16 protein-coding genes and 1 tRNA gene are annotated in these 18,379 nt (G+C 38.0%); 15 read left to right on the top strand and 2 right to left on the bottom strand.

The genetic code is table 11. The annotated features are described in order from the left end of the window. The first annotated feature begins 171 nt into the window (after positions 1-171). The 3 genes from QZR90_RS00995 to QZR90_RS00985 all read left to right on the top strand — a co-directional run bounded on the left by QZR90_RS00995 (position 172) and on the right by QZR90_RS00985 (position 2,690). Positions 172-1,131 (top strand): magnesium transporter CorA family protein, encoded by a 960-nt coding sequence (locus tag QZR90_RS00995; RefSeq protein ID WP_295787780.1) that lies wholly within the window; start codon positions 172-174, stop codon positions 1,129-1,131. 351 nt (positions 1,132-1,482) lie between these two features. Continuing rightward, positions 1,483-2,187 (top strand): B3/4 domain-containing protein, encoded by a 705-nt coding sequence (locus QZR90_RS00990; RefSeq protein WP_295787779.1) that lies wholly within the window; start codon positions 1,483-1,485, stop codon positions 2,185-2,187. A 50-nt stretch (positions 2,188-2,237) separates the two neighbouring features. Beyond that, positions 2,238-2,690, top strand: coding sequence for a GNAT family N-acetyltransferase (locus QZR90_RS00985; protein WP_295787777.1), 453 nt, complete (start codon positions 2,238-2,240; stop codon positions 2,688-2,690). A 91-nt stretch (positions 2,691-2,781) separates the two neighbouring features. Here the strand turns inward: QZR90_RS00985 and QZR90_RS00980 are convergent, their stop codons facing one another. Then, positions 2,782-3,981 (bottom strand): hypothetical protein, encoded by a 1,200-nt coding sequence (locus QZR90_RS00980; RefSeq protein ID WP_295787776.1) that lies wholly within the window; start codon positions 3,979-3,981, stop codon positions 2,782-2,784. Positions 3,982-4,276: 295 nt separating this feature from the next. On the opposite strand from QZR90_RS00980, the gene QZR90_RS00975 reads away from it, so the two are divergent. Both QZR90_RS00975 and QZR90_RS00970 read left to right on the top strand, forming a co-directional pair. Beyond that, positions 4,277-4,365: transfer RNA gene (locus QZR90_RS00975), tRNA-Ser, on the top strand. Positions 4,366-4,666: 301 nt separating this feature from the next. Next, entirely contained in the window at positions 4,667-5,308 is a 642-nt protein-coding gene (locus tag QZR90_RS00970; protein ID WP_295787774.1) for an NAD(P)H-binding protein, read from the top strand. Between the two features lie 67 nt (positions 5,309-5,375). On the opposite strand, the gene QZR90_RS00965 is transcribed toward QZR90_RS00970, so the two are convergent. After that, positions 5,376-5,786, bottom strand: a complete 411-nt coding sequence (locus QZR90_RS00965; RefSeq protein WP_295787772.1) for a hypothetical protein — start codon at positions 5,784-5,786, stop codon at positions 5,376-5,378. A 291-nt stretch (positions 5,787-6,077) separates the two neighbouring features. Here QZR90_RS00965 and QZR90_RS00960 point away from each other — a divergent pair, with 291 nt between their 5' ends. The 10 genes from QZR90_RS00960 (at position 6,078) to QZR90_RS00915 (ending at position 18,291) form a co-directional block, all read left to right on the top strand. After that, positions 6,078-7,214, top strand: a complete 1,137-nt coding sequence (locus QZR90_RS00960; RefSeq protein WP_295787770.1) for a zinc ribbon domain-containing protein — start codon at positions 6,078-6,080, stop codon at positions 7,212-7,214. Between the two features lie 371 nt (positions 7,215-7,585). After that, positions 7,586-9,127: an AbgT family transporter gene (locus tag QZR90_RS00955; protein ID WP_295787769.1), complete on the top strand. Its 1,542-nt coding sequence runs from the start codon at positions 7,586-7,588 to the stop codon at positions 9,125-9,127. A gap of 899 nt (positions 9,128-10,026) precedes the next feature. Next, the gene (locus tag QZR90_RS09390) at positions 10,027-10,074 is read left to right on the top strand and encodes a hypothetical protein (RefSeq protein ID WP_366208656.1); all 48 of its coding nucleotides are present in this window, start codon (positions 10,027-10,029) and stop codon (positions 10,072-10,074) included. 934 nt (positions 10,075-11,008) lie between these two features. Continuing rightward, positions 11,009-11,248: a helix-turn-helix domain-containing protein gene (locus QZR90_RS00945; RefSeq protein WP_295787765.1), complete on the top strand. Its 240-nt coding sequence runs from the start codon at positions 11,009-11,011 to the stop codon at positions 11,246-11,248. A gap of 51 nt (positions 11,249-11,299) precedes the next feature. Continuing rightward, positions 11,300-12,034 (top strand): DUF805 domain-containing protein, encoded by a 735-nt coding sequence (locus tag QZR90_RS00940; protein WP_295787762.1) that lies wholly within the window; start codon positions 11,300-11,302, stop codon positions 12,032-12,034. Between the two features lie 110 nt (positions 12,035-12,144). Continuing rightward, positions 12,145-12,942, top strand: a complete 798-nt coding sequence (locus QZR90_RS00935) for a hypothetical protein (protein ID WP_295787760.1) — start codon at positions 12,145-12,147, stop codon at positions 12,940-12,942. A 12-nt stretch (positions 12,943-12,954) separates the two neighbouring features. Beyond that, positions 12,955-13,782, top strand: a complete 828-nt coding sequence (locus QZR90_RS00930; protein WP_295787759.1) for a hypothetical protein — start codon at positions 12,955-12,957, stop codon at positions 13,780-13,782. A gap of 132 nt (positions 13,783-13,914) precedes the next feature. Further along, positions 13,915-14,286: a pyridoxamine 5'-phosphate oxidase family protein gene (locus QZR90_RS00925; protein WP_295787757.1), complete on the top strand. Its 372-nt coding sequence runs from the start codon at positions 13,915-13,917 to the stop codon at positions 14,284-14,286. Positions 14,287-14,803: 517 nt separating this feature from the next. Further along, entirely contained in the window at positions 14,804-16,543 is a 1,740-nt protein-coding gene (locus QZR90_RS00920) for an ABC transporter ATP-binding protein (RefSeq protein WP_307984879.1), read from the top strand. Continuing rightward, positions 16,540-18,291 (top strand): ABC transporter ATP-binding protein, encoded by a 1,752-nt coding sequence (locus QZR90_RS00915; protein WP_295787754.1) that lies wholly within the window; start codon positions 16,540-16,542, stop codon positions 18,289-18,291. Before QZR90_RS00920 ends, QZR90_RS00915 begins: the two co-directional genes overlap by 4 nt. The last annotated feature ends 88 nt before the right edge of the window (positions 18,292-18,379 follow it).

Below are 18,379 nucleotides of genomic sequence, written 5' to 3'. Positions count from 1 at the left end.
AATAGTATAAATTTTGAGAAAAAGTCCTGCTCTATATGACAAATTTACACGGAGTAAATTACATAAGAGCAGGATATTTTCTTTTTGAAAAATCCCTAGTTTCAACTCTTGACGAACCTTATCATTGTTGTTTATGATGAAGTATAAGATAAATTGAATGGGAGGTGGCGTATGCTCACGGTATACAAACATGAAGACGGCGAGCTTTTATCAGATACAACAGTAGCGGATGCAACAAAGGGCTCGTGGATTAACTTGGTGAATCCTGACCCCGATGAGCTAGCACTTGTCAATATTATGACGGAAATCCCTACGGATGTGCTCAAAACAGCCCTGGATACGGAAGAACGTTCTCACGTGGAAATTGAAGAAAACTATATTTTTGTAGTAATCAATATTCCAGCTTTGCGTGGCAGCGATAGCTATGATACAGTTCCATTGGGGATTTTCTTATCACCCGATTTCTTTATTACTGTATGCTTAGAAGAAACTGAAATTTTATATCCATTTTTAAATAATCAAGTGGCCACATTTTATACATATAAGAAAACTCGTTTCTTATTTCAAATTATGTATCGCACAGCCACTTTGTTTTTACGTTATTTGCAACAAATCAATCGCCGTAGTGATGATATTGAAATTCAATTGCGTCATACTACTAAAAATAAGGATTTCTTCCAATTGTTAGAATTGCAGAAGTCTATGACGTATTTTACATCTGCACTTAAAACTAATGGAACGGTGATGGAGCGTATTTTGCGTATTCGCCGCCATGAAGATGTGCGTCATTTGCTCAAGATGTACGATGAAGACGAAGATTTGCTAGAAGATGTAATCATTGAAAATAAGCAGGCCATTGAAATGGTTGAAATGTATTCCAATATTTTAATGAATATGATGAATGCCTTTACTTCCATCATTTCTAATAACTTAAATATGGTTATGAAATTGTTGGCTTCTATGACGATTATTTTAGCTGTACCTACTGTAATATTTAGTTTATGGGGGGTCAATGTACCGGTGCCATTCCAAGATTGGACTGGAGGCGGTGGCTTTGAGATTGTCATTGGCATAGCTGTGTTAGTTACTTGCATTGCAAGTATATTATTATGGAAAAATGATTTCTTATAAGCTAATAGAATATGTAGTCATCGTTAATTGAGTATAAAGCTGAGTTATTGAGTATGTACTTCATGTTGTATTAATTTATGTTTGATAATTTACAAAGTGTATTTTATTTGTACAATCTAATATGAAATACTGCCACCGGGTAGTGTGCGAAAGCATGCCATGCATATCATTAGGTCTTAGAAGATATGTAAGGTGTGCTTTTTTTGTAAAAGGAGACCTAGTAGATGGCTAGAGGATTATATAACTAGTGAGGACATTGGTAACCTAACATAGTGTGTGGTAGTAGTCTATTGAATAGTTAATACTATTCGTAGGAATGCATATTGCACGAGTGATTGTGGAGGTGTTATTATGAGCCAATTTATTGTTGATCCATCATTTTGGGAATTATTTCCTGATGCAAAAATCGGCGTTGTTACCTTGAAAGATTTTAACAATATTCAGGAGCAATTGCCAGAGTTTGAAAGCTTATTAAAAGAAAGTAATGAGATGGCCGCGGCCTATTTAACTGAACCTGTATTCAGCGATAATGCGGTCATTAAGGTGTATCGCGATGCGTATAAAAAGTTTAAGACTAAAAAAGGTGTGCGCTCTAGCATTGAAAACTTATTGAAACGCTCCCAGGGGGAGAAGGCCGTAGGCAGCATTAATCCTTTAGTAGATATTTACAATGCAGCTAGCTTACGCTATGCGCTTCCTTGTGGGGCAGAAGATATGGATACCTTTGTAGGTGATTTACGATTGACAATCACTGAAGGGGGCGATGAATTTTACCTAATTGGGGAAGAAGAAAATAATCCAACATTGCCGAATGAGTTGTGCTATAAGGATGACGCCGGTGCGGTATGTCGCTGCTTCAATTGGCGCGATGGGGCTCGTACTATGATTACGCCAAATACAAAAAATGCATTCTTGGTGATTGAGCTTGTCGATCCGAGTCGTGAAGCTGCTTTGCAGGAGGCACTTGATTTTATTGTAGAAAAAGCTAGCACTACTTTACAGGCTAAGGTAAATAAATATATAGTAACTCAAGCTGAACCTGCTATTGAGTTATAGATTTGTATATTTTTTTGAAATATAAATATATTAAGAAATGAGGTAATATGATGGCTATTATTAGAAAAGCAAGAAAAGAAGATGTGGCAGAAGTATATGAGTTAATGAAGGGCTTGGCTGTATTTGAGAAATACATTAACAGCTTTAATATTACTCCAGAGATTGTGTTAGAAAAAGGATTAGACACAGATGAGCCTCTATTTTACTGTTTAGTTGCTGAAGTGGATGGTAAAATAGCTGGCATGTTGGTGTATTATTATTTGATGTATACGGCACAAAACAAACCAGCTATTTATATGAAAGAACTTTATGTAGATGAAGCGTATCGCGGCCAGTCTTTAGGGACAAAACTAATGGCGGCCCTTAAAGAGGAAGCTAAGGCGCAAGGCTGTACACAAATTAAATGGACTGTGGCTGATTGGAATGAAGCAGGTAAGAAGTTCTACAAAGGCATTGGCGCTGAAGAAAATACAGAATGGTTAAATTACGAAATTAATTTATAATTGACTGTATTTAGATATTAATTTAGGCATTAGTAAAAAAATGGCACTATACTCCTGTATCTAGAGTATAGTGCCATTTGATTTTTGGTGTTTATTGTTGTACTTTTTTACGGCGACTTGTTATGCTATAGCCGATTCCGCCACCAATAAGTAAGGATACAAGACTGATTCCGAGAAGACGATAGATATTTTTTTGTATTTCTGCTTGTCTTTCCTCGGCTGCTTCTTCTGCTTTAGCCATATCTATTTCATGGCGAATGCGCCACGCCTCTTTATGAAGATCAGCGTAGATAAATTCTTTATTTCCATCAAAACCACCTGCTTTATAAAGCTTTTTCGTTTCATTAGTGATTGTATTGGTAGAGGTTGTATTATTTACGCCTAAATAGAGATTATTTGGCAAAAAGAGCACATTTTGCATATAGAAACGGCCTGGAGTTTTCGGATACTCAATTTTAACAGCCGCTTCAATAGCCTTGTTGTTAGAGGATTTTCTTATATCATCGGCATCAATGTACATATTGATATGGCTTTCATAGGTAGGGACTTTCACCCACTCTTCGGCATGTACAATAGGATTGGCTAGCAAGAATAAAATGAAAAGTGGTAATACTGATTTTTTAGCTTTGCGCCGGCCTATGAATGCACCTACTACACCGCCAATGATAAGGGATAGAGTAGCGCCTATAATCGAGGTATAGATAATGGAATTTTCTTTAGCTTCTTGTGCTTCTTTTTCAGCAGCTTCTACTTCTTGTGCAGCGATTTCTTGCAATTCAAATACTTTTTTTACGAGTGGTCCATTGAACGAATTTAGACGGTCTGTATAGGCCGGAGAGGTAGTTAATAGTTGACCAGATTTTAAATTATAGGTTTCTGTTTTTTCAACCCGAAGATAATCAGCGTCTTTAAAGGCTAATATATATTTAATGCTATAGGTTCCCTTTTTATTATCAATGTTTTTGACGCGTACGGGCATAGCATTTGGATCATTATGTTCTTTAATATCTCCTGTACTGATATACCAGTCTTTTAAGTATGAGTTCGTTGAATCTATAGAGACCCATTGGGTTGAATCATGTACATCTGAGTCTGTTTGACTGGAGGAACTGCGTGCTTTATCGGTTTTAGTGGTGTCATTTGTCTTTTTTGTATTTTCCTTGTATTCATTGGTAAAGGCATTGAATAGTTTTTTTACTACAATTTGTGAAAATGAAGCGGCTTCACTGGGGACTGGGAGGGCTGAAAATAAAAAGGTTCCTAGGATACATAATATAAAAAAGCGTTTCATTATAAATGACCTCCTCAAAACTGATAAAAAGAATTAACTATATAGTAAAATCATAACATAAAGGATTTGCTTAGGGGAAGGTGATTATGAATATTACATGAGGAAAATGAATGGAGATAGTAATATATAATATGAGATAGAAATAGTATATGCAAAATCAGGTGGAGATAGCATAGGTAAGATGAGGAAAAGATAGTATAGGCTAAATTAGGCAGAGATAGTGTATGCAAAATTTAGGAATACATCTTGATTTGTTAGAAAAAAAAGAGTATTATATTATAGTACAATTTAATATGGAGAGGTGTCCGAGTGGTTTAAGGAGCTGGTCTTGAAAACCAGTGACTCCGCAAGGGGCCGTGGGTTCGAATCCCACCCTCTCCGCCATGTATATAAGCTACTTTTCAGTGTTTTGAAAAGTAGCTTGTTTTTATTATTTAGTTTTTGCTGCTTGTTTTGTCGCTTGTTTTGCTAGGTAGAGGGCAATTAGTTTAAAGCTGATGCTCATTGAGTCGCCTAATAGAGTCAGTGCTGTTAAATTTTGTTGTATTTGAAGACAGGTTTGTCGGAGATAAAAGAAAAGTTATTAGGGGAAAATTCTCTTTATGTAGGAGTTTTGCTCCCCTATATCGAATTATTGTAATGTATGCTAATAGAAATAAATTGATTTTAAAGAGAGGTGTATGATATGAAGGCGCTTATTTTAGGTGCTAGTGGTGCAACTGGGCGTGATGTACTTAATTTGCTATTACAAGATGACCGCTATGAAGAAGTGGTTATATTTGTGAGAAAAAGTCTAGGCATTAGCCATAAGAAGTTAGTGACTCATTTGGTAAATTTTGATCGTATCAGTGAATGGGGGCATTTATTAACTGGCGATGTGTTATTTTCTTGTTTAGGCACAACACGTAAAGCGGCCGGCAGCAAAGAATTACAATGGAAGGTCGATTATGCCTATCAGTTTCAAGTAGCACAAATGGCTAAGCAGCAGGGCGTTACCCATTATATTTTAGTATCATCGGTAGGTGCTGATTCAGGCTCATCCTTCTTTTATTTACGCATGAAAGGGCAATTAGAAGAGGCCATTAAGCAATTGAATTTTACAAAGACAACTATTGTACAGCCACCGTCTTTAATCCGGAAGGCAAAGGAAAAAAGATGGAGCGAAGGGCTATCAGTTAAACTGTTAAATAAGCTCAGTGAGTTTGGTATATTTACGAAATTCAAGCCTATGCCTACGGAGGTTGTGGCAGATGCTATGGTAAAAGCATCTATTATTCAGGCTCCTGGTGTAGTGACGTGGGGAGCAGATGAGTTGTGGCGCATATGAGCGTATCACCTAGATTCACATAGAGAAAAAGCCACTGGAAAATTCAGTGGCTTTTTGTTTTAGATATTTATTTTTCGTAGTTATCCATAACTTTATCAATGAGGGCGCTATATACGATTTCTAACATAGGCTCTCCGTTGATGTCGGCATAGTTTACTTCGAAGGTTTCGTCTTTTTTAACAATAAATTGAATTTTTACTTTAGACTTTTGATTGAGTACGAGACATTTGCCTGTAAACTCAACAACTTTACGGCCATCATCGCTAGTAAAGGATTTCCACTTGCTATCCTCAAAGAACTGGTCAAAGGCTTTACCAATTTTTATATTAGGGTGGCTATAAAAATTTCCTTCTCTGACGATATCTACATATTTATCATTGCCACAGCCGGCAATGAGGGCCGTCATGAGTAAAAGGAGCGTTACACAAAGGAGCATACGCCATTTTCTTTGATGTTGCAATTGAGTCAATGAGAACATAAAATCCCTTCTTTCGCAGTTAGATTGTTTGGTACATAGATGAAAGAAACAATCTTTGAAAATAAAAAATAGATGAAGAAATACTTGTTAATAATAGTATAAATGAAAATGACTATATCGTCTATATGATGAGTTGAGAAAAAAGTAGGCCTATTTGTGTCAATAATATACGTGTTATGTGTAGAAAAATATTTAAATCTCTATTACAATTAAAATATAAAGATAAAATGAATTTAAAATAAAGTATATGTTTAGTTAGGTCGATTGCATGGAAAGGATTAGGGTGATGAAATGAATAGGACACCGAAGTTTTGTACTTCTTGTGGAACGGCTATAAAGGTAGGCTCTGTATTTTGTACCGGTTGTGGGAAACGTGTTGCTGCAGCCAATGTCAATGTACAAACTGGGCCTCAAGGAGTAGCTAGCCAATCTGTACAGGGCGGTCAAGTAGTAGGAGCTGGGCAAGGTGGCGCCCAAGTAAGTCCTGCAGCGCGTGTTACAGGGCCAAGCGCTACGAGGCCTTTGGCAGAGCAAGGCGCACAGCCAGCACCAGATGCGATGGGTACTACACCATTACAAGATGTTCAATTGGCAGGAGCTACCTTACCAGGTGGTAATATATCATCAAATCAAGTTGGACAGCCAGCTCAATTAAAGCGTAATCCAACAACAGTGGCTTCCAATGAACTGGCGAGAGCAGAGGAAATATTACTTAACAATGTAGCTATGCCAGATTATAAACAGGCCATGGCTTCTTTACAGCAAGTGGCGAATCCAGGAGCAAAGGCGTCTTTACTGTTATCATTGGCTCATTTATATGAATCAATTGATCAATTACAGCAAGCGCTTAAGCAAGTAGAAGGAAGTAGCGCCCATCATAGTGGAGCTATTAACTCCTTTGGTGGCACTGGTAAGTTAGGTGGTGTCTCTATGCCTACAGGCACTAATGGTGTACCTGGTACAGTAGGCCATGCAGCGGCTAATACGGGGGCAACTGGAACTGGTTCTAATTGGGGACAAGCTGCTGTAGCTGGTGTTGTTGGTGGCGTGACGAGCGGTGTAGTTAGAGATATGTTGCGTGATGATAATTCGGCACCGCTTGCTTCTTTAGAAGATACTTTGGATGAGGCAACAGCTGAGTTAAGTGCTATGGCTGATAATGCATCAGAGACTTTAGATGGATTGGTTGCGACTCCCTTTGAAGCATTGAACGACATGGCGGTTGCCGCTGATGATATCGTGGCTGATGTAGGATTAGAGGTTAATGATCTAGTGGATGACCTAGCTGATGTATCTGATGGCGCATTTGAAGCTCTAGATGATTTGGCTGAAGAAAGTTTAGATGGAGACTTAGTTAGTGATGCTAGCGATGCAGTGAGTGATGCGGGTGATGCACTAGGAGACTTTTTCAGCGATTTATTCTCTTAATAATGGAGATAATGAAACAATATATAACTATGGGAAGGTTAATTACAATTAGTTGTTTATATAAGGAGCTATAAGTAATTTCCTTTCTTAGTATTAAAGCAGGTAGTTATGCCACTACCTGCTTTTTATTTTTATATACAAATGTTTTCTTGACATAGACTTGAAAAGAATGTTAATATGTATTCTATAGAAATATGTATAAATACTTATTAAAAAATAATATTGATTCAATGAGGAATCTAATCAAAAAAGGTACCAATTGTATAGAAGTACAGTAGTTTGATTAGATTCCTTATTTTTTGTAGACATATAATGATTTATTTGGCGATATATCAGATATATAGTCTGTAAAAGCACGAGGAGGGAGAAGTATGGCAAAATCTGAAGTAAAAAATAAAAAAACGATTATGGAGTTATTTTTAAGTGGTGTAGAAACGGTGGGGAATAAATTACCAGATCCTGTATCTTTATTTATTATTCTTGCCTTAGTGACCATTGTTATTTCTGCTATTATGGCGAATTTAGGAGTTGAAGTTGTTCATCCAGGGACACATAAAACGATTAAAGTTGTAAATCTTTTATCGGTAGATGGCTTCCGCGAAATCTGGTCAAAAGCTGTAAGTAATTTTTCCACCTTTGCTCCTTTAGCCATGGTGCTAGTGGCTGTAATCGGTGCTGGCTTGGCTGAGAAAAGTGGTTTTCTATCGGCCTTTATGCAAAAAATGTTAGGTGATGCCTCAAAGGCGATGGTTACATTTGTTATTATTTTCATTGGTATTAATGGTAATGTGGCTGGCGATGCAGCCTTTGTCGTATTGCCACCAGTGGCTGGTGCTATTTTCTTGGGCATGGGACGAAATCCATTATTAGGTGTATTTACCGCCTTTGCCAGTGTGGCAGCAGGTTTTTGTGCCAATATATTATTGGGCATGTCAGATTCTTTAGCCTATGGCTTTACAGAAGCGGCGGCTCATATTGTAGACCCTAATTATATGGCTTCGCCGGCAATAAATTATTATTTCCTCTTTGCTTCTTGTATTTTCTTAAGTATTACGGGGACTTTTGTAACAGAAAAAATTATGGCCCCTCGTTTTTCAAATGATAATTTAGAGAACTATGAGTTGGATCATGAAGCTTTTGAATTAACACCAGAAAAAAGTAAGGCTGTTACAAAAGCACTTTGGGCTTTATTTATTACATTAGCAGTTATTGTATTACTTTGTATTGGCGATAAACCAATTTTAGGGGACCCTGAAACAGGTTCTATTATGGATGGCAAATCACCATTCATGCAGGGGATTATCATACTCGTAACATTGATTCTTTTTGTGCCAGGCTGTGTTTTCGGTTTTGCATCAGGGAAATATAAGAATGATAAAGATATGTTTGCTGATATATCCTTGGCGTTTAAAGATATTTCATCCTATATTTTGCTATGCTTCTTCTGTGCACAATTTACGAGTTATTTTAACTGGTCTAATTTAGGTGCTGTGCTAGCGGTTAAAGGGGCAGAAACTTTGCAAGCTTGGGATTTCACTGGAATTCCTCTTATTATAGGTTTAATTTTAGTATCTTGTGTTGTTAATATTTTCATTGGCTCTGCCTCTGCTAAATGGGCTATTCTAGCACCTATTATGGTACCTATGATGATGATGCTAGGTTATGACCCAGCGTTGACACAAGTGGCGTATCGCATTGGTGACTCTATTACGAATCCACTGTCTCCATTGTTCTATTATTTCCCATTAGTACTAGGCTTTGTGAGAAAATATGAAAAAGATGCAGGCATGGGGACAATTATAGCTAATATGATGCCATATTCTTTCTGTTTTACCATAGTTTGGCTCATTATGATTGTTGTATGGATGCTATTTGATTTACCATTAGGACCTGGCGGTAATATTTATTTATAATATCTTACTATTAAAGCTCTTTTCGAAGGATGACTTCGAGAAGAGCTTTTTGTGTTAGCTTGTGTTTTGGCTAATAATCGCGTCAATCTATATTGCTAAAAAGTAGAAATATAGACTGTAATAAAATGCTAGGGAGTAGAAATACCATTTGTGCAAATTTTGGTTTTATGTATGACAAAATTGACTGTATTTAGGCGCATGGTAAAAAAGCAATTATGACATAATAAAACTTGATTTATTATTAAATTTGTATAACTTGACTATTCCTAAGAGGCGTTTCTTGATAAAATAGGGGATATTGATTCATGATGAGAGGTATCCTATGAGATTAAATAAAAAATTAAGACAACGCGTGTTGGTAAGTGGTATTTTGCTTGCTTTATTGGGAAGTAGCTCTGTATTCACTACATCGATTCAAGCATATGGCCTGAGCGAGATTGTGGTTGCTAAAGTATTACCAGTGCCATCTTTACCTTCCATTAGTCTAAATCCATTAAAAATGGCTGGCAAAATTTTAGGCCTTGTAAAGGATTCAGATAAGGATGTAAAAAATGGTAAGAAGGTGGACTCTAATTATAAATTTAAAGCCACTAAAGTAGTGAATGGAAGCCAAACTTTAAAGAAAAGGCTGACAAATTCTGATTCAGATAAAAATGTAGTATTGGTCCAGAAAAAAGGGAAAGCTACGCTAAAAGGCGCAACGATTGTAAAAACTGGTGAAGCTTCTTCTTTGGAGAAAAGCTTAGGGCGAGGTCAGAATGCGGCCGTCTTAGTAGCTCCTTATAGTAAGGCTGAATTAAAGAACACCAGTATAACTACATCTGGTACTGGGGCTAGTGGCCTTGTTGCTAGTGGGAAGGAAGCTCAGATAAAAGGTGAATCAGTTCAAATTAAGACTGATGGCATGTATTCTCGTGGCATTAACGTGGCCTATAAAGGGGCGGTGACCATGAAGGGTGGATCTATTCAGACGGCTGGCAAATACTCCCCGGCCTTAGCAATTGACCGAGAGGAAGGCACACTTAAGATAAGTCAAATGAATTTAGTGACTACAGGGGCTGTATCGCCTTTACTATATAGCACTGATGAAATGAACTTAATTGATGTAGTGGGACAATCCCAAAGTGAAATACTCATGCTCGAGGGGGCTAGTGAAGTACAGCTTAAAAACAGTCGTTTTCAAGGTGAATCTGGTGTGGTTCTCTATCAAAGTGATTTAGGTTTAGCTAAATCAGGAACTAGTAAACTCACTATAGATGGTGGCTCGCTTGTAATGAAGGGAACAGGCGCTCTTATTACGGTGCAAAACACGAAGGCGCAAGTGAATTTATCCGGTGTGGATATAGCTATGCCAAAGAGTCAAACTCTAGTGAGTGTTAGTCAAGGCCAATGGGACAGTAAGCGAAATAGTGCACTCGTTTTGAAGGCTGTGGGCGAAAACTTAACGGGTCATATTGTAGCGGATCGTACTAGTAAGGTTGAAGTAAAATTAGAGAACTCTACATTAACTGGCGCTATTAATGCAGGAAATGAAGCCAAGTCTGTAGAACTATATATAGGAAAGGGTTCAACTTGGAATGTAACGGCTGACTCCTATGTAACTAAACTTGCCAATGAAGATCGTACGAATAGTAATATTCATACCAATGGACATACAGTGGTTGTTGACAATACTGTATTGAAATAGGTGTTTTCATTAAAATATTTAATGAAAAGCCCCGTATGGGGATGAAAAGATAGGGCAAGTGTAATGGACTGAACTTAATGAGCCTGAAACTAATCTCTATGTGTTTAGTTTGCGGCAGACTGCGCCTAGGTTGGATATACAAATTTCTGTAATAATATTACTAAATGATTGTATATTTTTTGAGGTGAGTTTGATTGGAAGCTAAACATGGGACTGCTCATCGATTAATTGGGGCAAAAATTGCCTATTGTCGATCAGTGAGGGGGCTAACACAAAGTGAGTTAGCTGAGCGCATAGGCATAAGTAGTGGCACATTGAGTCGCATAGAACGAGGCCAGTATTGGCAGAGCTTATCGGTAGATTTATTGCTTGATATAGCTGAAGCACTTCAAGTGGAAGTGAGTGCATTTTTACATCCTAATGAGCTCGATTGAAGTATGATAAAACAAAATAGTTAGTTATTAGTAGGTAAGGTGGGGATGAATATGAGTAAGTTTTGCTCTAATTGTGGCAATGCCTTAGAACCAGGGAGTAAGTTCTGTAATAATTGTGGCACGCCCGTTGATGTCAGTGCAGCAAATAACCAGGGGACTCAAAGTAATGGGGGCGCACAAGATACACTAAACAATTTGCAGCAAAGCGGTGAAAAGCTAGTGCAAGATGGGCAAAAATTAGCACAGGAAGGTATGCAGGCTGTGAATCAGTATATTCAAAATATGCAGTTTTATAGCCCAACTATGAATGATGTAGGGATTGTAGAAAATTTCTTTTCCTTTAAAGGACGCTTAAATCGGTTGCGTTATTTTAAGCGGCTCTTAATTATAGAAATTATTTACTTGGTTGTTGAATTATTAGTACGAGAGTTATTTGGAGACCCATTCTTTGGCTATCTTGATACCGGTGGACAAATTGTATTCTTCTTAGTCACTATGGCGTATGGGGCCTCTTTCTTATGTTTAAGTTTTAGACGTTTACTAGATATAAAAGATCTTCGCAAGGCGGCATTGCCTATTACTGGTGTGTTGGCGTTGATGATTTTGATTATAGCTTGTTCTGCTAATGTAGGCTTAGAAACACTCTTTGATAGCCGTGCCGATACATTCTTCACAATTGCACTTGGTGTTATATACTTAGCCGAATTAGTTCTTCTTGTTTTACCAGGCATGGTAGGGCCTAATGAATTTGGTCCGGACCGTGTAGTACAACCACCTCAAGCTTAGATAGATTTTTATAAATAGCAATTTGTTTGAATACATGTAAGGGTAATATAAAATCAAAAACCTAGGTGATATACTTGCCTAGGTTTCTTTTCGAATAAAGGGGGAATATGATGAGTTTACAAGATAATGGACAATCCATGAATCCTAATATGTCACCTATGAACTCTGGCGCGCCTAGTGGTGGTTCTAATAAAAAAGCTGTAACTTTAGCTAGTATTATAGGTGGAGCTATCGTAGTGGTTTCCTTAATCGCTAGCTTTGCTTATGCTAAAATGGGTGACAATGCAGTTACGGCGCCTAATATGAAAGTAGTTCCTATGAGTGAAGGCAAAGGCGTAGTGACGCCTACGCAAATGGTAAACAATGTAGTGGCAGCACAGCAGCTACTCGATGAGCGCGGCAGTGGCTATCGCGTATTGGCTACATCTGATATTTCTGAAGATGGTGTAGTTGTGTTAGCACGATCTACTGATTATGCATATTCTCGACTCATTGTTATTGATAGACCTACTAAAGCTTGGACTTTTGTGCATGGTAATTTGACCAATTTTAAATCAGATTTTGTACGCCTTACAGCACCTACTGCTGGTGATTATGAGCTCATTTTTTCCTTGCGATTCCCTTTGGGTAATATGCATTATCCTTTAAATGACAATAAAGATAGGGCATATATACGGCCTTCAGCAATTGGTGATTATATTACGATTAAGACTGCGTATACTGTAGCGAATGGAGTAGCTCAGGCTAAAGATATGAAAACGACAGCTATAACATCACCACCAGAGTATAACCAAGAACTCAGTGATCCAGCTACGATTCGCATGGCCAATCTAGTAGTGAATCAAGCTAACTCCCTAATGGCTGATATAAAACGGCGCAATTTATCCGTTGGATTAATTCGGAATTAAGGAGGGGCTCTGATGAAACAGAATAAAGTTTGGCCAATTGCCATTATTGTGATGAGTGTAATTATTGCCTGTATAGCTGGCTTTTGGGGGTACCGCACGCATGAAAGTAATAAACAAATCTCTATTGCGAAAAATTCATTGGTGCCAGAGGTATATGAAGAATATACCGGTGAAACACTAGTCAATAAAATCTTCTCTATTGAAAACGATAATATAGAAATAAAACCAGAGGAGATTAAATGGGCTGCTGGACATACAGAGCGAGGCCCCATTGTAAAAGCTGTTTACAAGAATGATGATATTGAATTGCCGGTGAATAAGCGTGGGGATTCCATTGATTGGGATAAGATGCGCATTAATGGTCGTCATAAAACTAATTGGCTCGATTTTTACGATAAAGAGAAAAATGAATTCCTTACAGATATTTTGCAGAAGTATACAGGGCCTTTAGGTAAAATCAGTATTGAAAAAGCTAATTCTGATGGTTTTTACGCATTAGTAATTCATCGCCAAGAACAAGTTTTTGGAGGGGCTCATTATTTGTATGATGCAAAGTATAAAGATGTGATTACAGTGACGCCAGAGCGACGAGAATATAATGGTGTATGGATTTTGAATTTAGGCTTTTTTGATAAAGACTATAAGACAGCCGATCTAGATTTAGGATTTTGGTCAGGTCAAATGCACTATATACCAGTTTATTTTTCTTTGAGCTCATCTGGTTTAGATGAAACGCGTATTACTAGCGCTCTAGGTGGTTCACCAAGTCATTATCAAGCACCAGTAAAAGATGAGCGCGTCATTCATCATACGAAACTTTTTTATGAGCTGGCGCGTTAAGTTAGGCATGTTAATTTAGGAATACTAATTTTGATATTATTACTCATTAAACTGTGGTATAATGTAAACATATGTTTAGAATGTATGTATCGTTTATTAAGGTACTACTAGTATGTATAAGGAGATATGAATATGTTCCCACAAAAGTTTTTTGATGTAATTTCTCATGAAGGTGTTGTTTCTCTTACTACCTGGAGTCATAATGAAGCGCATGTAACTAATACATGGAATTCGTATTTAAAGATAAAAGATGATACTATTTTATTGCCTGCAGCAGGAATGACCAGTACGGAGGCAGATTTAAAGGTTAACGAACGCATTATTATTACTCTAGGCGCTCGTGAAGTAGAAGGCTTCAATGGCTACCAAGGCACGGGGTTCCGCATTGAAGGGACAGCCTCTTTTATTACAGGGGGCGCTGTTTTTGAAGAAATGAAAACAGAATTTCCTTTCTTAACTCGTGTGCTAGCTGTAAAAGCGAATGCAGTTAAACAATTACTTTAATTGAATTACCTAGCATAGTATCTTGTTTGTATTAAAAGATTACATTTGTTTGTAAGTCTGTATGAGCAGAATGTGCTTGAGTAATATATAATCCTTGCTTAGTTTAATGAAATGCAAAAAAGTTGAAGTTCTCAGCAGAGGGCTTCAGCTTTTTTGTTTTTTTACTATGACAGTTGGCAATATAGCATAAAAACTATATATGTAATGAAGCTTAAAAAGAAATGCCTATGTAAAAAAGCAAAAGAAATGCGCATGAAAAAGAGGTATTAAGAGAAATAGATAATTAAAAATAGAATTATAAAAAGAATGGCGTATGTAAAAACAGGTTAAAAAGAAATGGGGATTAAATGCTTATAAAATAAGAAAGTTGTAAAAGGTGCCTCTATAAGGTAAGATAGTACAGTAAGTACATAGATAAAATTCAATATTGAGTTATAAATATATGTAAAACAGAAAGGACATATTGAGGGATATTATGTATAAGTATATAAAGCCGCTATTGGGGAGTATATGTTTAGTGGGGCTGCTCTCTTTAATTCATGTGGCCAGTGCCTTAGTGGTACCTACCTTAACGGCTAATATTATTAATGAAGGTGTATTGCAAGGTGATGTAGACAGTATTGGACGTTTGAGTACACAGATGCTCTTAGCCTCTTTAGTGACTGTAATAGGATCTTTGTTAGCGGTTTATATGAGTGCTCATATTGCATCGCGTGTTTGCTTTGCTTTGCGCCAGGATTTAGTACAGTTATTGCAAACCTTTTCGCTGTCAGACTATGCGCAATTTGGTACGGGTACCTTATTAATGCGCACTACGCGAGATGTAGAGAAAATACGATCTGTTTTAGCTGAAGGTATAAATCTTATTTTACCTATGCCTATCATGATTGTAGGAGGCCTAGGGCTAACTTTCTATAAAAGCACGGAATTAGGCTTTGTCATTCTAGTTATAATGATTACTATGGTAAGTATTATGGCGCTGATTCAAAATCGTGCGTTGCCCATTGTACGACGGGTACAATTACAATTAGACTATATTACTGATTTAGTGCGAGATCATATGCTAGGTATGTCTGTTATAAGGGCATTTAATCGCAGTACAGATGAAAACAATCGAGAGCATACAGCTTTTGCTGGAATGGCGGACGCCAATGTACGCCTCAATCGTACGTATGCCATTGGCTTACCAAGTATTTTGATTATTTTTAACTTGAGTACAGTGGTCATCCTTTGGGCTGGGGGCTATAATGTTAGCGCTGGCTCCTTGCAAATGGGTGATATCATGGCTGTTATCGAGTATGCAACCCTTATTTTGTTAAATCTTCTTATGGCTGTATTTGTGTTGCTTGATGTGCCAGAAGCAGTGATTTGTTACCGCCGCATACAAGAAATTCTTCAGCATAATCATTTATCACTTAAGCAGGAGACGCATACAGGTAGTGTAGGCGTGAATCAAGATACTATGGCAGGTGATGGGGCAGTATATAAGCAAGGCGGTGTTTCAGAAGATGTCATCTTGGCATTTAAGGCTGTAACCTTCCGTTATGATCAAGCAGAAGAGGCCGCCTTAAGTCAGGTGTCCTTTACCCTTTCTAAGGGAGAACATCTGGCTATTATGGGCGATATTGGTTCAGGGAAAAGCACTATTGCCAAATTAATCATTGGTTTATTTCCTATTGAGTCAGGACGAATCGAACTATTTCATAAAAATCTTTATGAACAAGATTTGGAAGTTGTTCGTCAGCATGTAGGCTATGTACCACAAAAGGCGTATCTATTTACTGGCACGATTGCTGAGAATATTGGTTATGGAGCAACAGCTAAGACTGCTAGTTTAGAGGCTTTAGATTATGCCTGCGAATTGGCTGGAGCTAAGGAGTTTATTTTAAAATTACCTGATCAATATAATCATCTCCTATCCCAAGGGGGGACGAATTTGTCTGGCGGTCAAAGGCAGCGTTTAGCCATGGCCCGTGCGCTTGTTCGAGAGCCGGATATTTTAGTATTTGATGATAGTTTTTCTGCCCTTGATGGCACTACAGAGCAAAAAGTGCGTCAAGCCATAGGAAAAGAGTTAGCAGCACATCCTGAGCGAGCCTTTATTTCCATTGAACAAAAAGTGAGTGCTGCACAAAAAGCTGATCGAATCCTAGTTATCAATCAAGGCCGTGCTGTAGGCTATGGCACCCATGAGGAATTGCTTCATACTTGTGAAGTATATGGCCAAATCGTGGCCTCACAGGAGGTGTCCTTATGAGTATATTTAAACGATTTTTATATGAATCGCGCAGCCAATGGGGCTTGCTAATCGTATTAGTGATTGTACTTATTGGGGCTGCTTTATTTGAAATGACGGCGCCAAGATTATTGGGCTTATTTATGGATGCTATTGTGCAAGGTTTGCAGGAAGGCTTTCATATTAGTACGATTATAGACCAAGCGGATATCCTCATATTGGGGCTTATTGCTCTATACGGAGCTCATGCAATATGCACTTATATTGGTGAATATATTATGGCTGATGTGGCGGAAACGATGGTATTTAATTTACGCCAACGGGTGAGTACGCATTTATATCATCTGCCTATGTCTTATGTGAATCGTCAGAATCGAGGCGATTTGTTGAGCCGTCTCACTAGTGATGCAGATGCTATTGCAGAGACTTTGCGCGAGGGGATTCCAGGCTTAATATCGTCCTTTATAGGCATTATAGGGGCGCTCACTATGATGGTTCTAATTAGCCCACAATTAGCGGCTATTATTGTAGGTATTATTGTTGTGGGGGTTATTAGCCTCGGGTTGACATCTCGTATAGCGCGTACCATTTATTTACGAAATCAAGAAGCATTAGGTGCATTTAATGGTGGTATAGAAGAAGTTATTTCAGGCAAACAAATTATAGAGGCATTTAGTTTAGAGTCTGTCATGACAAAACAACTAACAGGTCTTAATGAGACGCTCTTTACTTATGAGCGCAAAGCTGGTTTCATGGGGCAAATTATCATGCCTTTAGTAAGCTTTATGAATCAGATTGGTTATGTATTGGTAGCGATCCAAGGGGGCTTATTAGTTTTACGTGGGCAAATCTCACTAGGGGATATTCAAGCGTTCTTCCTCTATGTAACACAAGTGAGTGATCCTATTTCGCGAAGTTCGTATATTTTAACAAAGTTCCAAGAAACGCAAGCTGCTTTAGGACGTATTTATGAAATATTAGATACGAAGGAAGAAGAGGATGGAGGCACTCATGAATGGAGTGAAGCCGCTAAAGGAGCTATTTCATTTGAAGATGTGTCCTTTGGCTATACGCCAGATCGCCTTTTATTAGATAAGGTAAACTTTACGATTCCGATTGGCAGTTTAGTGGCCATTGTAGGCCCTACAGGGGCAGGTAAGACCACATTAGTAAACTTGATTATGAGATTTTATGAAATATCTCATGGTAAGATTACTATTGATGGTGTAGATATACGAGCCTTAAGTCGGAAGACTTTGCATCAAACGGTGGGCATGGTATTGCAAGATACTTGGATTTTTACGGGTACCATTGCGGATAATATTGCCTATGGCAAACCAGACGCTAGTCGCGAAGAGATTGTGGCGGTTGCAAAGCTTGCAATGGCGGATCATTTTATTCGTACCTTACCACAGGGCTATGATACAGTACTAAAAAATGGAGCCGATGATTTATCGCAAGGGCAAAGACAATTGATTACAATTGCGAGAGCTTTTTTGATGAATCCTAGTGTGCTTATTTTAGATGAAGCTACGGCTAGTGTGGATACGCGGACAGAGGTGGAAGTGCAAAAGGCTATGAGTAGTCTCTTGAAGGGGCGCACAGGCATTGTAATTGCCCATCGATTGTCTACTATACGTGATGCGGACTTCTTGCTTGTAGTCAATGATGGTCGAATTGTGGAACAAGGGACCCATGATGAACTATTGAGCAAGGATGGCTATTATAGAGAATTGTATAATAATTATGCCAAAGGTATGAGCGTTTAGGTTAGGGGATTAGTATGTAAGACGTCACCTGAGAGATTATTTCGTAAGAGGTAACCCAGGGGATTAGTATGTGAGAAATAATCTGGAG

This window comes from uncultured Veillonella sp. (assembly GCF_900545795.1).
Taxonomy (GTDB): Bacteria; Bacillota; Negativicutes; order Veillonellales; family Veillonellaceae; genus Veillonella_A.
The sequence above is the reverse complement of the archived record's forward strand: the minus strand, read 5'-3'. Positions and strand labels throughout refer to the sequence as shown.

Coding starts and splice junctions, on each gene's coding strand:
- QZR90_RS00970 (WP_295787774.1), top strand. CDS start 4,667: ATGAAGGCGCTTATTTTAGGTGCTAGTGGTGCAACTGGGCGTGATGTA.
- QZR90_RS00995 (WP_295787780.1), top strand. CDS start 172: ATGCTCACGGTATACAAACATGAAGACGGCGAGCTTTTATCAGATACA.
- QZR90_RS00965 (WP_295787772.1), bottom strand. CDS start 5,786: ATGTTCTCATTGACTCAATTGCAACATCAAAGAAAATGGCGTATGCTC.
- QZR90_RS00955 (WP_295787769.1), top strand. CDS start 7,586: ATGGCAAAATCTGAAGTAAAAAATAAAAAAACGATTATGGAGTTATTT.
- QZR90_RS00930 (WP_295787759.1), top strand. CDS start 12,955: ATGAAACAGAATAAAGTTTGGCCAATTGCCATTATTGTGATGAGTGTA.
- QZR90_RS00960 (WP_295787770.1), top strand. CDS start 6,078: ATGAATAGGACACCGAAGTTTTGTACTTCTTGTGGAACGGCTATAAAG.
- QZR90_RS00925 (WP_295787757.1), top strand. CDS start 13,915: ATGTTCCCACAAAAGTTTTTTGATGTAATTTCTCATGAAGGTGTTGTT.
- QZR90_RS00940 (WP_295787762.1), top strand. CDS start 11,300: ATGAGTAAGTTTTGCTCTAATTGTGGCAATGCCTTAGAACCAGGGAGT.
- QZR90_RS00915 (WP_295787754.1), top strand. CDS start 16,540: ATGAGTATATTTAAACGATTTTTATATGAATCGCGCAGCCAATGGGGC.
- QZR90_RS00935 (WP_295787760.1), top strand. CDS start 12,145: ATGAGTTTACAAGATAATGGACAATCCATGAATCCTAATATGTCACCT.
- QZR90_RS00980 (WP_295787776.1), bottom strand. CDS start 3,981: ATGAAACGCTTTTTTATATTATGTATCCTAGGAACCTTTTTATTTTCA.
- QZR90_RS00990 (WP_295787779.1), top strand. CDS start 1,483: ATGAGCCAATTTATTGTTGATCCATCATTTTGGGAATTATTTCCTGAT.
- QZR90_RS00985 (WP_295787777.1), top strand. CDS start 2,238: ATGGCTATTATTAGAAAAGCAAGAAAAGAAGATGTGGCAGAAGTATAT.